Raw genomic sequence first — 14,279 nt, 5'->3', positions numbered from 1 at the left:
CCCCCGGAGGCCCGCTCAGAGTCGTTCGATGATCGTCACGTTCGCCTGGCCACCGCCCTCGCACATGGTCTGCAGGCCATAGCGGCCACCAGTGCGTTCGAGTTCGCACAGCAGGGTGGTCGCGAGCTTGGTGCCGGTCGCGCCGAGCGGGTGCCCGAGGGCGATGGCGCCGCCGTTGACGTTGACCTTCTCCGGGTCGGCGCCGGTCTCCTTCAGCCAGGCCAGGACGACCGGGGCGAAGGCCTCGTTGATCTCCACCAGGTCGATGTCGTCGAGCGTCATCCCGGCCTTCTTCAGCGCGTACGCCGTCGCCGGGATCGGGGCCGACAGCATGCGGATCGGGTCCTCCCCCCGTACGGACAGGTGGTGGACCCGGGCCCGCGGCGTGAGGCCGTGCTCGCGTACGGCGCGCTCCGACGCGATGAGCATCGCCGAGGCTCCGTCGGAGACCTGCGACGCGACCGCGGCGGTCAGCCGGCCGCCCTCCACCAGCGGCCGCAGGGCCGCCATCTTCTCCAGGGTGGTGTCGCGGCGCGGGCCCTCGTCGGTGGTCACGTCCCCGTACGGCACGATCTCGCGGTCGAAGCGGCCCTCGTCGACGGCACGGACGGCCCGCTGGTGCGAGCGCAGCGCGTACTCCTCCATGGCGCGGCGGGAGACGTCCCACTTGGCCGCGATGAGCTCGGCGCCGTGGAACTGGTCGACAGGCTGGTCGCCGTAGCGTGCCCGCCAGCCCGTGGAGCCGGCGTAGGGGCCCTCGGTGAGGCCGAGCGGGGCGGCGGCCCGGCGGCTTGCGAAGGCGATGGGGACCTGGGACATGTTCTGGACGCCGCCCGCGACGACCAGGTCCTGGGTGCCGGACAGGACTCCCTGCGCGGCGAAGTGCAGGGCCTGCTGGGAGGAGCCGCACTGCCGGTCCACGGTCACACCGGGCACCTCCTCGGGCAGTCCGGCGGCCAGCCAGCAGGTGCGGGCTATGTCCCCTGCCTGCGGTCCTACGGTGTCCAGGCAGCCGAGGACGACGTCCTCGACGGCGGCGGGGTCGGCGCCCGAGCGTTCCATGAGCGCCTTCAGCACGTGCGCGCCGAGGTCGGCGGGGTGGACGGCGGACAGTCCGCCGCCGCGCCGGCCGACCGGGGTGCGTACCGCTTCGACGATGTATGCCTCGGCCATGGCCACTCCTTCTCTCTGTCCACTGTGCGCCGTGCGGGCGCGGGGGTCACGGATGCTGGCTGCTGACGGAGAGGACCTCACCCGTCAGGTACGAGGAGTAGCCGCTGGCGAGGAAGACGATCACGTTGGCGATCTCCCAGGGTTCGGCGTGGCGTCCGAAGGCCTCGCGGGAGGTCAGCTCCTCCAGGAGTTCAGGGCTGGTGACCTTCGCCAGGTGCGGGTGCATGGCCAGGCTCGGGGACACCGCGTTGACCCGGACCCCGTACGCGGCGGCCTCCAGGGCGGCGCAGCGGGTGAGGGCCATGACGCCGGCCTTGGCGGCGGCGTAGTGGGACTGGCCCTTCTGGGCCCGCCAGCCGATCACCGAGGCGTTGTTGACGACGACGCCCCCGGTGCCCGCGGCCTTCATGCGGCGCAGCGCGGCCCGGGTGCAGCGGAAGGTGCCGTTCAGGGTCACGTCGAGGACCCGGTCCCACTGCTCGTCGGTCATGTCGACCAGGTCCGCCGTGCCACCGAGGCCGGCGTTGTTGACGACGATGTCGAGGTGTCCGTGGCGCTCCACCGCGAGGTCGAGCAGGGCGGCGACCTGCGTCTCGTCGGTGACGTCGCAGGGCAGGGCCGCGACCCGGTCCGTGCCGAACTCGGCGGCGAGTTCCGCCGTGGACTTCTCCAGTCTGCGGGCGTGGGCGTCGGAGAGGACGACACGGGCGCCTTCCTCCAGGAGGCGGCGGGCGGTCGCGCCGCCGATGCCCGCGCCGGCGGCGGCGGTGACGACGGCGCCGCGCCCGGCGAGCAGACGGTGGCCCGGGAGGTAGGGGGGTGGCGTGCCGGTCACGGGCGGGCCTCCTTGGGCAGGCCGAGGACGCGCTCGGCGATGATGTTCCGCTGGATCTCGTTGGAGCCCGCGTAGATCGTGTCGGAGCGGGAGAACAGGAACAGCCGCTGCCAGTCGGTGAGGTCGTACGGCTCGCCGGCGGCGAGCGTCCCGTCGGCGCCGCAGACGTCCATGGCGAGCTCGCCGAGTTCCCGGTGCCAGGTGGCCCAGAAGATCTTCCCGATGGACGCCTCGGGTCCCGGCGCCCCGGCCGCGGCTCCGCCGAGCATGCGCAGGGCGTTGAAGCGGATGGTCTCCAGACCGATCCAGGCGCGCGCGATGCGGTCGCGGATCAGCGGGTCCGTGGCGGCGCCGGTGCGCTGGGCCAGCGCGATGACGGCCTCCAGCTCGCGGCGGAAGCCGACCTGCTGGCCGAGGGTGGAGACGCCCCGCTCGAAGCCGAGGGTGGCCATGGCCACCCTCCAGCCGTCGCCGGGGGCGCCGACGACGTTCGCCGCGTCGGTCCTGGCCCCGTCGAAGAACACCTCGTTGAACTCGGAGGTGCCGGTCAGCTGGACGATCGGCCGGATCTCCACCCCGGGCTGGTCCAGGGGGACGAGGAGGTAGGACAGGCCCCGGTGGCGGGTGGAGCCGGGTTCGGTGCGGGCGACGACGAAGCACCAGTCGGACTCGTGCGCGTGCGAGGTCCATGTCTTCTGGCCGGTGACCAGCCACGTCCCGTCGTCGTGCGGCTCGGCGCGGGTCCGTACGTTCGCCAGGTCCGAGCCGGCGTCGGGCTCGCTGTAGCCCTGGCACCACAGCTCCTGGACGGAGACGATCGGCGGCAGGAAGCGCGTGCGCTGGCCGGGGGTGCCGAAGGCGATGAGGGTGGGCCCGAGGAGCTGTTCGCCGATGTGGTTGACGCGGGCGGGCGCGTCGGCGAGGGCGTACTCCTCGTGGAAGGCGACCTGCTGTTCGAGGGTCGCACCGCGGCCGCCGTACTCCTTCGGCCAGCCGACGCAGGTCCACCCCGCGGCGGCCATGTGCCGTTCCCAGGCGAGGCGTTCGGGGTACGCCTCGTGTTCCCGCCCGGGGCCGCCGCGCCCGCGCAGGGCGGCGAAGCCGCCGGTGAGGTTCGAGCGCAGCCACCCGCGGACCTCTCTGCGGAACTCCTCGACGTCGTTCACGGCCGTACGTTAACCTACCAAACACTTGTTAGGGAAGGAGAGCGGATGTCCGCTGCCCACACCGCGTCCCCGGCGCCCCTCCGCTCCGCGCGGAAGGCGGCGGGAGCCTGATGGACCTCGACTTCTCCCCGGCCGACGACGCCTTCCGGGCCGAGGCCCGGGCCTGGCTCGCCGCCCATGTGCCGCCCGTCCCCCTGCCCTCCCTGGAGACCGAGAAGGGCTTCGCGGCCCACCGGGAGTGGGAGCGGATCCTCGCCGCCGACCGCTGGTCGGTGGTCTCCTGGCCCGAGGAGTACGGCGGCCGGGGCAGCTCGATCCTCCGGTGGCTGATCTTCGAGGAGGAGTACTACGCGGCCGGCTCACCCGGCCGGGTCGGCCAGAACGGCATCAACCTGCTCGCCCCCACCCTCTTCGAGTACGGCACCGACCAGCAGCGCGCCCGCGTCCTGCCCCCCATGGCGGGCGGCGAGGTCGTCTGGGCGCAGGCCTGGTCGGAACCGGAGTCCGGCTCCGACCTGGCCTCGCTCCGCTCCACGGCCGTACGGACCGACGGCGGCTGGCTCCTGAGCGGCCAGAAGACCTGGTCGTCCCGGGCGGCCTTCGCCGACCGCGCGTTCGGCCTCTTCCGCAGCGACCCCGACGCCGGGAAGCCGCACCAGGGCCTGACGTACCTGATGTTCCCGCTGGACGCCGACGGGGTGACCGTACGGCCCGTCGGACGGCTCGACGGCAAGCCCGCCTTCGCCGAGCTCTTCCTCGACGACGTCTTCGTGCCCGACGAGGACGTCATCGGGGCGCCCGGGCAGGGCTGGCGGGTCGCGATGAGCACCGCGGGCAACGAACGGGGGCTCACCCTGCGCAGCCCGGGCCGATTCACGGCCGCCGCCGAGCGCCTCACCGCACTGTGGCGGGAGAGCGGCGACCCCACGGACACGGCCCTGCGCGACCGGGTCGCCGACGCGGTCGTCGGCGCCCGCGCCTACCGCCTGTTCGCCTTCGCGGGCGCGTCCCGCCTCGCCGCCGGTGGATCGATCGGCGCCGAGTCCAGCCTCAACAAGGTCTTCTGGTCCGAGCTGGACATCGCCCTCCATGAGACCGCCCTCGACCTGCTCGGCCCGTACGGCGAGCTGTCCGACGAGGCCACCGACGCTCCCGCGCACGGCAGTTGGGCCGGAGGTCACACCTTCTCGCTCGCGGGTCCCCTCTACGCCGGCACCAACGAGATCCAGCGCGACATCATCGCCGAGCGGCTGCTCGGTCTCCCGAAGGGACGCCGGTGATGCGGTTCCTCCTCGACGACGAACAGCGGGAGTTCGCCCGCTCCCTCGACGCCATGCTCACGGCGGCCGACGTCCCGGGGGCGGCGCGGGCCTGGGCCGCCGGGGACACCGCACCCGGCCGAGCGCTCTGGTCACGGCTCGCGGCAGCGGGGGTCTTCGCCCTCGCCGTACCGGAACGGCATGAAGGCCTGGGCCCGCTGCCCGTCGAACTCGCCGTCGCCTTCACCGAACTCGGCCGTCACGCCGTCCCGGGGCCGGTGGTCGAGACCGTCGCGGCCGCCGCGCTCCTCGACCGGCTCGGGGACGGCGGGGCCGCGGCGCCGTGGCTGCCGCGGATCGCCTCGGGGGCGGCGGTCGTGTCCCTGTGCGTACCGGCGGCCGGAAGCCCGTACGCCCTGGACCCGCACGCCGCCGACGCCGTGCTCGTCGTCGAGGGCGACACCGTACGCCTGGCGGAGGGCGCCGGCCCGGTCCAGCCCTCGGTCGACCCCGTACGCCGGCTGGCCCGGCCCCATGGGGGGACCGTCCTGGCGCGGGGTCCGGTGGTGGCCGCCGCGACCGCGTACGCCGTCGACGTCGCCGCCCTGGTCACCGCCGCGCAGTCCCTGGGTGTCGGCCGCGCCCTGCTCGACCGGACCGTCGCCCACGTGACGCGGCGGACCCAGTTCGGGGTGGCCGTCGGTTCGTTCCAGGCGGTGAAGCATCGCATGGCCGACACGCTCCTCGCCCTGGAGTTCGCCCGGCCCCTGCTCCACGCGGCGGCCCTGGCTCTGGCGGAGGGGGCGGAGGGAAGCTCCGCCGAGGTCGCCGCCGCGAAGGTCACGGCGGGCGAGGCCGCGTACGCCGCCGCCCGTACCGCCCTGCAGCTGCACGGCGCCGTGGGTTACACGGACGAGTTGGACCTGGCCCTGTGGATCCGCAAGGCCCGGCCGCTCCGCGACGCCTGGGGCACCCCGGCGGCCTGCCGCGCCCGCGTCCTCGCGCCCTGACCGTCGCCCGTACCCGGCCGAGACCGAGAGGAGCGGAGGCGTGAGACTCACCGAGGAGCAGCGGGAACTGCGTTCCGCTGTAAGGACGTTGCTCGGGCGTCACGCGGGCGCTGCGGCCTGGCGCCCGCTGACCGGGCAGATCGGCGTCACCGGGCTCGCGGTCCCGGAGGAGTACGGCGGCGCGGGCTGCGGCGCCGGGGAGGTGCACGTGGTGATGGAGGAGCTGGGGCGGGAACTGAGCCCCGTCCCCTACCTCGGCTCCGCGGTGCTCGTGGTGCGGGCGCTGCTCGACTCCGACGACGCGGCGGCGTGCGCACGGCTCCTGCCGGGACTCGCCTCGGGATCCGTGGTGGGGTCCCTGGCGTGGGCCGAGCGCGGTTCGTGGGACCCGGCCGCGGTACGGGCCGAGGCCTCCCCCGGGCCCGGCGGGAGGTGGCGGATCACCGGTGTCAAGGAGCACGTCCTGGACGGCGCCGAGGCAGGGGTGTTGCTGGTGGCCGCCCGTACCGGAGCGGGGGTGTCGCTCTTCGAGGTGGCCGGGAACGGTCCGGGTGTGGACCGGCGGGCGGCGGTGACGATGGACGCCACCCGGGCGCAGGCGCGCGTGGTGCTCACGGGGGCGGAGGGCCGGCTCGTCGGGACCGAGGGTGACGGCGAACGGGTGCTGTGGCACGTCCTGGACGTGGCGTGCGCGGCGCTCGCCGCCGAACAGGTCGGCGGCGCCGCGCGCTGTCTGGAGCTCACGGTCGCCTACACCGGGGAGCGGGTTCAGTTCGGCCGGCCCATCGGCTCCTTCCAGGCCGTCAAGCACCGGCTCGCGGACGCGTACGTGCTGGTGGAGTCGGCGCGCTCGGCGGCGCTCGGGGCGTCCTTCGCGGCCGCCGGGGAGCCGGCGGAGCTGTCCCGGCTCGCGGCGGCGGCCAAGTCGGCCTGCTCGGAGGCGTTCTCGCTGGTGGCGGGCGAGATGATCCAGTTGCACGGCGGCATCGGCGTCACGTGGGAGCACGCCGCCCACCGCTACTTCAAACGCGCCCACGGCTCGGCCCAGCTCTTCGGCCCGCCGGCCTGGCACCGCGCCCGGCTCGCGGCCGGCCTGGGCCTGGGTCCGGCGTGACCGGCCGCGACGGGCGTTCCGCGCACACGGCGAAGGGCACCGGCGAGCGGTTCGCGCCCGCCGGTGCCCTTCGCGTGGCAGTGAGGATCAGGAGCTGACGTTGACCTGGTCGACCGTCCAGAACGCGCTGTTGGTGCCCGTGTAGCGGAAGCGCAGCTGGGCGGTGGTGGCTCCGGCCGGGACGGCGACCGTGAGCTTCTCGAAGGTGTTGACGTTCGCCCGGTAGGACTGCAGCAGCTGCGGGGTGCCGCCGTCGAAGGAGACGTAGACGTCGCCGGTCTGCGGGCCGTCCACCTTGTAGTTCGTCGCGTACGAGACGGTCGCCGTGGTGCCGCCGGTCACGGCGTAGGCGGGGCTGACGAGGGTGGAGTCGAACTGGCCGGCGCCGTGGGCCTTGTCGCCCCACTCGTCGGAGTCGGCGACCGCGAAGACGTCACGGGCGCGCACGTTGGTCTCGCGGCCCTGGCCCAGCTCGGCGTTGGTCCAGAACTCGTCGGTCGCGAAGGACCAGCCGCGCCACTCGGTCACACCGCCGGACGGCATGGCCGAGTTGTCGATGGTCCAGCCGGCGGGCGCGGTGGTCGTCCAGCCCTTGAGGGTGGAGGGCAGGGCGAGTTCGTCGACCCGGGTGTTCAGGGAGGGGCGCAGGGCGTCGAAGGCGTCGGGCGCGAGGGTGCCGATCGCCTTGCCGTCGAGCTGCCACGCCGGGGCGGGGGTGACGCCGAAGTGGGAGAGGACGGTCGGCGCGATGTCGGTGATCTTGACGTCATGGCGGACCGAGCCCGGGGTGAAGCCGGTTCCCTTGGCGATGACGAAGGTCTGCCGCTCGCCGGGCTGGTTGCCGCCGTGGCCTCCGCCGGGCGTGTGGCCGTGGTCGGCGGTGATGAGGATCTGCCAGTCCTCGTTCGCGTAGCTGGCGCGGGAGGTGACGGCGTCGAGAATGTGGCCGATCTGGGTGTCGGCGGTGGCGAGGGCCGTCAGGTAGGCGCGGTGCTCGGTGCCGTAGGAGTGGCCGGCGCCGTCGACCTCGTCGAGGTGGACGAAGGTGGCGTCCGCGTCGGTGGTCTTGAGCTTGGAGACGGCGGTCGTCGTGGTGTCGGCGTCGTTGACACCACCGAGGCGGGTGTCGACCGCCGGGCCGAAGACGGTGTCGCGGATCGGGCTCCAGGTGCCCACGACCAGCGTGTTGTAGGCGGAGTTGACGCTCTCCAGGCGGGTGGCGTAGTCGGGGAAGAGGTCGTAGCGGGCGCCGGCGAAGCTGTTGTCGATGACCTTGTGCTTGTCGGGCCAGGCGCCGGTGGCGATGGTCGACCAGCCCGGGCCCGAGGAGGTGGGGGCCATCGGGTTCGCGTACAGGTTGCTGGTGGCGGTCATGCCGGCGGCCATGAGGCCCTTGACCTTGGGCATCTTCGCCTTCTCGAACTTGGCGAAGGTGGCGCCGTCGATGCCGATCACCAGCGACTTGGGGCGCTTGGCGGACGCGGCGGCGGCGGAGGACGACCCTTCCTTCTTGCCCGCGGCGTCGGCGTGGGCGGCGGCGGCGAGCGGCAGTACGGCTGCCGCGACGGTGACCGCGAGGGCGGCACGAAGGGAGCGGGACAGGTGCACGGAATCTCCTTGGGAGGTTCTGTCGGGGGGGGTGCACGGCCGTTGCGCGACCGGGCGTTGATGAGCCTGAGCCCGGCCGAGGATCAACAGATTTACACAACAGCCCTCGAAGATGAACAGCCGACGACGTCTGGTTCAGACCCGTTATGCTCTCGTGACAAAGGGCGTCCCCACACAGAGGAGTGCCCCTCCACCGCGAGGATGGAGAGGCACTCGGAGGGGCGGTCATCGTCAGACGATGGCCCGGTCCCACAGCTGGTTGTCACCGGCGTTGCAGGTCCACTGGTCGAGCGCCCCGCCGTCGGCGTACGACCAGTTCGCGACGTCCAGGCACTTGCCACTGTGCCGCGCGACCAGCTGGCTGTAGCCGGTGTCGCCGACCGGCTCGACCTTCCAGTGCTGGTTCTTCGCCGTGCCGCAGGTCTTCTGGACGACCACGGCGCCGTCCTCGGTGGACGCCCCGTTCACCTCGAGGCACTTGCCGCTGTTGCGGGCCATGATCTGGACGTAGCCGCTGGTGCCCACGTTCTTGAACCAGTACTGCTGGTTGAGGTCCCCGCCGCAGCCCCACTGGACGATCGGGGCGCCGTCGGCGGAGTCGAAGTTGGAGACGTCGGCGCACTTGCCGCTGCTGCGGACGGAGAGCGTCTCCCAGATCACGTTCATGCCGGTCACCTTGCCGGCCGCGGCGTCGATCGTGAGCTTGGGCGAGTAGTCCATGGTCATGGTGGTCTTGGTGGGGAACTTCAGCGGGAGCCAGACGTACTGGGAGTCCTGGACCATGCCGCCCATCGAGTTGCCCCAGCGGTCACCCATGTAGAGGTAGCTGGTCCCGTTGGTGCCGGTCACCGGGAGGACGTAGGCCGTCTGGCTGCGGTAGGCGGTGGAGTTGCCGACGTCCTTCAGGCCGCTCCAGGTGCCGGTGATGCTGGTGGCGGTGGCGTACTTCTGCTGGTTGGGGGCCCAGCCGGTGGCGCCGGAGGTGAGCAGGAAGTAGACGCCGTTGCGCTTGAACATCGCGGGAGCCTCCCGCATGCCGCCCGCCCAGAGCTTCTTCACCTGGGCGTCGATGCCGGTGTAGTCCGACGTCAGACGGTAGACGTGCAGGTCCGCGTTCTCGTTGGCGGCGGAGATCATGTAGCCGGTGCCGTCGGTGTCGACGAAGGCCGTGATGTCACGGGACATGTGGCCGAGCGGGCGGAAGCTGCCCTTCCAGGTGTAGTCGCCGTCCACCGTGTCGGAGACGGCCACGGCGGCACGGGCCTCGCTGTAGTCGGTGGCGCTGCCCTCCTTGTGCATCCACATCACGAACTGGCCGGTGGCCTCGTTGTGGATGACCTTGGGCCGCTCGATGTTGGCACCCTGGAGCTCGGGATCCGTCTCCTGCTTGAGGACGTGGTTGCGGAACTCCCACGTCTTCAGGTCGGTGGAGCGGTAGGCGGAGACGTACCGGAAGCTGTTGTCGGCGTTGCGGTTCTCGCCGAACCAGTAGTAGTACTCGCCGACCTTGACGACACCGCCGCCGTGGGCGTGGACCGGGTTGCCCTCCGGATCGGTGAACTGGGTGGCGTTGGCGATGCTCACCGGGGCCGCGTGGGCGGTGCCCGTGGCTCCCACGAGGGACAGGAGGAGAGCGGACAGAGCGGCGACGATGGCCGTTGCCCCAGTTCTTCTACGCGACATGATCACTTACCTCTTGCTGTGCTGAACCCGTACGTCCGGGTCGGCGCTCGCGCCGGACCGGGCATACCCGTGAGGGGTGGTGTGAGTGGATTGCGTACCGAGGAGGCGTACGCGGAGGCGACGGCCGACCGGGACCGTGTGGACGGCGGTGATGGTCGGGGAGATCGCGGCCCGTGCGCGGAGGGGAAGGTGGCTGCCGTGTTACGGCCGCGTGTCGCCTCCGCATGTTTACGTTAACGCGGGGTGTTGAAGAGAGTCTGAAAGCCGCGCGGATGTCTGTCAAGACATGTCTTGCCGCGCCGTGTGATCCGCCGGCCGGCTCACCCCTCGATGGCCTTGGTCCAGTTCTCCTCGACCACCCGGAGCGCCTTGCTCAGCTGCGCGTCGGTGGGGAAGGTCGGCGCGCCGCCCTCGATGGTCGGCAGCCGCGCGGCCTTCTCCTCGTCGAGGGAGCCGTCCTTCGCCATCGCGTCCATGAGCACGGGGCGGGCGTACCCTCCCAGCCGCAGGTTCTGACCCTCCGTACTGGCGAGATACTCCTGCCACAGCCGGGCCGCGGCCGGGTGCGGGGCGTACTTGTTGATCGCCTGGGCGTAGTACTGCGAGAAGCTCCCGTCGAAGGGGATGGACACCTTCCAGCGCACGTCGGTACCCCGCAGCTCGTCGATGTGACGGAGGTTGAGGAAGTCCCACTCGATGCTGATCGGGGTCTCGCCGCGGACGATCGCCTCCGGATTGGGGTTGCCGCGGTTGTAGTTGCCGACGTCGTCGAGCTTCGCGAAGAAGTCGATGCCCGGCTGGATGTCGTCGAACGAGCCGCCGTTGGCCAGGGCGGCCGCGTATACACCGGCGAAGGCCGAACCGGCCGTCGTGGGATTGCCGTTGAGCGCGACCATGCCCCGGTACTCGGGCTTGAGCAGATCGGCGAAGGAGACGGGGCAGACCTTCACCCGACTCTCGTCGCAGCCGATGGCCACGTATCCGCCGTAGCTGTTGAACCAGTCGCCGTCGGGGTCCTTCTGGTTCGCCGGGATCCTGTCCCAGTCGGCGACCCGGTAGGGGGCGAGGAGGCCCTCGCGCGCGGCGGACTGGGCGAAGGCGTCACCGAGGTCGAGTACGTCGGGCGCGCTCGCCTTGCCGCGGTTCCGCTTGATGTCGTCGATCTCCTGCTGGCTCGACCCGAACGGGTTGCTGTTGACGATCTTGATTCCGTACTTCCTCTGGAAGCCGTCCATCAGACCGCCGTAGTTCGCCCAGTGCCGCAGCAGGGTCGTCGTGTGGAGCGTGCCTTCCTTCTTCGCCGCCTTGATCAGCGCGTCCATGCCGCCGGCCTCCTCGGCCGAGGTGGCCACGGCCGGGGGCACCACCTTCACCGGCTCGCTCTCCTCCCCGCAGGCGCCGAGGCCCAGCGCCACCGCGCAGAGGCAGGCGACAAGGGCGGTGGCACGTGTCCTGCGAGGTCCGACCACGGCGTCTCCACAAGGGTCGGGGGGATCGGCGGGGGTGATCCCCAGCCTACTCGCGCGTTTCCGTACTGTCCGGGCGGACCACGCCCGCGTGCGGGCCCTCACAGCTCCACGTCGTCCCACTGGCTGAGGATGTCCTCCTCCCCCATCCGCTCCGGGTCGGGTCCCGCGCCGGGGCCGGTCGCCTGGGAGGCCCAGATGGTCTTCCCGCGGTGGGAGTAGCGGGTGCCCCACTTCTCGGCGTACTGGGCGACGAGGAAGAGGCCGCGGCCGCCCTCGTCGGTGTCGCTGGCGCGCCGGATGTGCGGGGAGGTGCTGCTGCCGTCGGAGACCTCGCAGATCAGGGAGGTGCTGTGGAGGAGCCGCACCTGGATCGGCTCGATGCCGTAGCGGACGGCGTTGGTGATCAGTTCGCTGAGGATGAGCTCGGTGCCGAAGGAGATGTCCTCAAGCCCCCACTCGGCCAGCTTGCGGGCGCACGCGTTGCGGACCGGGCTCACGGCCGCCGGGTCGCGCGGCACGTCCCAGACGGCGACGCGGTCGGGGGCGAGGCGACGGACGCGCGCCACGAGCAGGGCGACGTCGTCGCCCGAGCCCGCGGGCAGCATCGTGTCGATGACGGAGGCGCAGGTCTCCTCCGGAGTGCGGTCGGGCCCGGTGAGGGCTTCGCGCAGGGCGTCCAGGCTCGCGTCGAGGTCCCGGCTGCGGTCCTCGAGGAGGCCGTCGGTGTAGAGCACGAGCCGGGAGCCCTCGGGCAGGGTCGTACGGATCGTCTCGACGGGCATGCCGGCGCCGAGGCCGAGCGGTGGGGAGACGGGGGCCGCGAGGTACTCGACGCTGCCGTCGGGGCGGACGACCGCCGGGGGCAGGTGGCCGGCCGTGGCGGCGGTGACCTCGCCGGAGACGGAGTCGTAGACGACGCACAGGCAGGTGGCTCCGGTGATCATCTCCGCGTCGTTCGCGGTCGACTCGCCCTGGACGTCGATCAGGGCCACGAGTTCGTCGAGGTGTCCGATCAGGTCGTCCGGGGAGAGGTCGAGGCCCGAGAAGTTGTGTACGGCGATGCGCAGCCGGCCCATGGTGGCGGCGGCGTGCAGACCGTGGCCGACGACGTCGCCGACGACGAGTGCCACCCGGGCACCGGGCAGCGGGATCACGTCGAACCAGTCACCGCCCACCCCGGACTCCGCGGGCATGTAGCGCGAGGCCACGTCGAGGGCCTCGCCCTCGGGGAGGTTGCGTGGCATCAGGCTGCGCTGGAGGGTGACGGCCATCGCGTGCTCGCGGGTGTAGCGGCGGGCGTTGTCGATGGAGACCGCGGCCCTGCTCGCCAGCTCCTCGGCGAAGGACAGGTCCTCGTCGGAGAACGGTGTGGAGGCTCCCGACCGCCAGAAGTTCGCGACGCCGAGGACCACCCCTCGCGCACGCAGCGGTACGACCGCCAGGGAGTGGATGCCGTAGTGGAGGATCCGGGTGGCCCGCTCCTCGTCCTGGGCGCGCCAGCCGGGATCGGAGGCGAGGTCGGTCACCACGACGGAGCGGCCCTCGCTGACGCTGGTCTCCACCGGGGTTCCGGGGACGAAGCGGATCAGCTCTCCCGAGGGGTAGAGGGGGTGGTCCTCGGTGAGGCCGGCGATGGCCGTCCGGCGCAGTTCGGTGCTCGCCCCGGCCGGTTCCTCGCCGCTCAGGACGGGGTCCAGGAGCTCGACCGTGACCACGTCCGCGAACCTGGGGACCACCACCTCCGCCAGTTCCTCGGCGGTGCGCACCACGTCCAGGGTCGTCCCGACGCGGACACCGGCGTCGTAGAGCAGTGTCAGCCGCTCCCGCGCCACCTCGGCCCGGCCGGACAGGGAGCGCAGCTCGGTGGTGTCCCGCAGGGTGATCACACTGCCCCGCTGACCGCCGCCGACGGGAAGGGTGACGCGTTTGTTGAGGGCGAGCAGCCGGTCCGCGGCCAGGTGCACCTCGTCGGTGGCGATCCGGTCCGATGCCAGGAGGGTGCTGAGGGAGCTGTCGAGTCCGAGGTCGGTGACGCGGCGGCCCTCCGCGTCCTCCGGCAGGTCGAGGAGGCGACGGGCCTCGTCGTTGGCGAGGAGCAGCCGGTCGTCACGTCCGGTGATGAGCACGCCCTCGCGGACGGCGTGCAGGACAGCGTCGTGGTGTTCGTACATACGGGTCATCTCGACCGGGCCCAGGCCGTGGGTCTGGCGGCGCAGACGGCGGCTGACCAGGCCCGTGCCGAGGGCGACGAGACCGAGGGCGCCGGCCGCGCTGCCCAGGAAGACGGGCAGCTGCTGGTCCACCGAGTCCTGGACCTTCTCGACCGTCACGGCCGCGGACACGATGGCGACCACGTCTCCGGCGGAATCCCTGACGGGGGCGGCCGAGACGACGGAGAGGCCCAGGGCGCCCTGGAAGGTACGGGTGAAGGGCCGGCCGGCCGCCGCTTCGGCGTACGGGCCGATGACGTGCTTGCCGAGCTGGGTGGGGTCGCTGTGGGTGAGGGTGATCCCGTCGAGTTCGTACACGATCAGGGCGTCGATGCCGGCGGCCTTGCGGGCCCCTTCGGCGAGGGGCTGGAGGACGACCGTGGGGAAGTCCTCCTCGAGGGCCTCGACGAGGCCCGGGGCGTGCGCGAACGACTGGGCGGCGGCGACGGTCCGGTGGCGGGCGTCGGTCATGGTGTCGCGTCGGGCCTGGACGACGATGGCCACGACGGCGGCGGCGACGAGCAGGATGACGAGGATCAGCTGGAGGAGGAAGACCTCGCGGGCGACGCTGCGCGTGGTCAGCCAGGCCTTGATGCGCCACGGCCCCCTGGTTGGGGGCTCACGCGGATCGCCTCGCTTATGACCCGTTTCTCCGCTCATGCTCCACATTTATCCATTTTTGAATGGTTCCTGGCAAGCACGGGGCCCGTGCGGGTCGACGGCCGCACGGAGGGCCATCGAAGTCATCACGT

At 72.1% G+C, this 14,279-nt stretch carries 10 protein-coding genes; 3 read left to right on the top strand and 7 right to left on the bottom strand.

All coding sequences use genetic code 11. The features are described from left to right. Positions 1 to 15: 15 nt before the first annotated feature. Genes AMK29_RS24650 through AMK29_RS24640 form a run of 3 tightly spaced genes read right to left on the bottom strand, consistent with a single transcriptional unit; the run spans position 16 to position 3,174 of the window. A complete protein-coding gene (locus AMK29_RS24650) occupies positions 16 to 1,173 on the bottom strand; it encodes an acetyl-CoA C-acetyltransferase (protein WP_073816781.1) in 1,158 nt (385 codons plus the stop codon). A 46-nt stretch (positions 1,174 to 1,219) separates the two neighbouring features. Continuing rightward, positions 1,220 to 2,008: an SDR family oxidoreductase gene (locus AMK29_RS24645; RefSeq protein WP_073816777.1), complete on the bottom strand. Its 789-nt coding sequence runs from the start codon at positions 2,006 to 2,008 to the stop codon at positions 1,220 to 1,222. Continuing rightward, positions 2,005 to 3,174: an acyl-CoA dehydrogenase family protein gene (locus AMK29_RS24640; protein ID WP_073816774.1), complete on the bottom strand. Its 1,170-nt coding sequence runs from the start codon at positions 3,172 to 3,174 to the stop codon at positions 2,005 to 2,007. Before AMK29_RS24640 ends, AMK29_RS24645 begins: the two co-directional genes overlap by 4 nt. Before the next feature lie 110 nt (positions 3,175 to 3,284). Between AMK29_RS24640 and AMK29_RS24635 the strand changes: the two genes are divergently transcribed. From AMK29_RS24635 to AMK29_RS24625, 3 genes are read left to right on the top strand one after another with little or no spacing between them, the layout of a single operon-like run. Continuing rightward, positions 3,285 to 4,454 carry an acyl-CoA dehydrogenase family protein gene (locus tag AMK29_RS24635; RefSeq protein WP_073816771.1) on the top strand — a complete coding sequence of 390 codons (1,170 nt, stop codon included), beginning with the start codon at positions 3,285 to 3,287 and terminating at the stop codon, positions 4,452 to 4,454. Further along, positions 4,454 to 5,443, top strand: coding sequence for an acyl-CoA dehydrogenase family protein (locus AMK29_RS24630; RefSeq protein ID WP_073816767.1), 990 nt, complete (start codon positions 4,454 to 4,456; stop codon positions 5,441 to 5,443). Before AMK29_RS24635 ends, AMK29_RS24630 begins: the two co-directional genes overlap by 1 nt. Before the next feature lie 40 nt (positions 5,444 to 5,483). Beyond that, positions 5,484 to 6,557, top strand: a complete 1,074-nt coding sequence (locus AMK29_RS24625; protein ID WP_073816764.1) for an acyl-CoA dehydrogenase family protein — start codon at positions 5,484 to 5,486, stop codon at positions 6,555 to 6,557. A gap of 87 nt (positions 6,558 to 6,644) precedes the next feature. On the opposite strand, the gene AMK29_RS24620 is transcribed toward AMK29_RS24625, so the two are convergent. From AMK29_RS24620 to AMK29_RS24605, 4 genes are all read right to left on the bottom strand, one after another. Then, complete coding sequence (locus tag AMK29_RS24620) at positions 6,645 to 8,165, bottom strand: alkaline phosphatase family protein (protein WP_241845680.1); 1,521 nt, start codon at positions 8,163 to 8,165, stop codon at positions 6,645 to 6,647. A gap of 231 nt (positions 8,166 to 8,396) precedes the next feature. After that, positions 8,397 to 9,848, bottom strand: a complete 1,452-nt coding sequence (locus AMK29_RS24615; RefSeq protein WP_073817237.1) for an RICIN domain-containing protein — start codon at positions 9,846 to 9,848, stop codon at positions 8,397 to 8,399. A 320-nt stretch (positions 9,849 to 10,168) separates the two neighbouring features. Further along, on the bottom strand, positions 10,169 to 11,317 hold the full coding sequence (locus tag AMK29_RS24610) for an ABC transporter substrate-binding protein (RefSeq protein ID WP_073816761.1): 1,149 nt from the start codon (positions 11,315 to 11,317) through the stop codon (positions 10,169 to 10,171). A gap of 98 nt (positions 11,318 to 11,415) precedes the next feature. Continuing rightward, entirely contained in the window at positions 11,416 to 14,187 is a 2,772-nt protein-coding gene (locus tag AMK29_RS24605) for a SpoIIE family protein phosphatase/ATP-binding protein (protein WP_079197109.1), read from the bottom strand. Positions 14,188 to 14,279: the final 92 nt, after the last annotated feature.

The organism is Streptomyces sp. CB02261 (genome assembly GCF_001905665.1).
Taxonomy (GTDB): Bacteria; Actinomycetota; Actinomycetes; order Streptomycetales; family Streptomycetaceae; genus Streptomyces.
Note: the sequence above shows the minus strand (reverse complement) of the source record. Positions and strands in the feature narration are given on the sequence as shown.

Coding starts and splice junctions, on each gene's coding strand:
- AMK29_RS24650 (WP_073816781.1), bottom strand. CDS start 1,173: ATGGCCGAGGCATACATCGTCGAAGCGGTACGCACCCCGGTCGGCCGG.
- AMK29_RS24635 (WP_073816771.1), top strand. CDS start 3,285: ATGGACCTCGACTTCTCCCCGGCCGACGACGCCTTCCGGGCCGAGGCC.
- AMK29_RS24630 (WP_073816767.1), top strand. CDS start 4,454: ATGCGGTTCCTCCTCGACGACGAACAGCGGGAGTTCGCCCGCTCCCTC.
- AMK29_RS24615 (WP_073817237.1), bottom strand. CDS start 9,848: ATGTCGCGTAGAAGAACTGGGGCAACGGCCATCGTCGCCGCTCTGTCC.
- AMK29_RS24605 (WP_079197109.1), bottom strand. CDS start 14,187: ATGAGCGGAGAAACGGGTCATAAGCGAGGCGATCCGCGTGAGCCCCCA.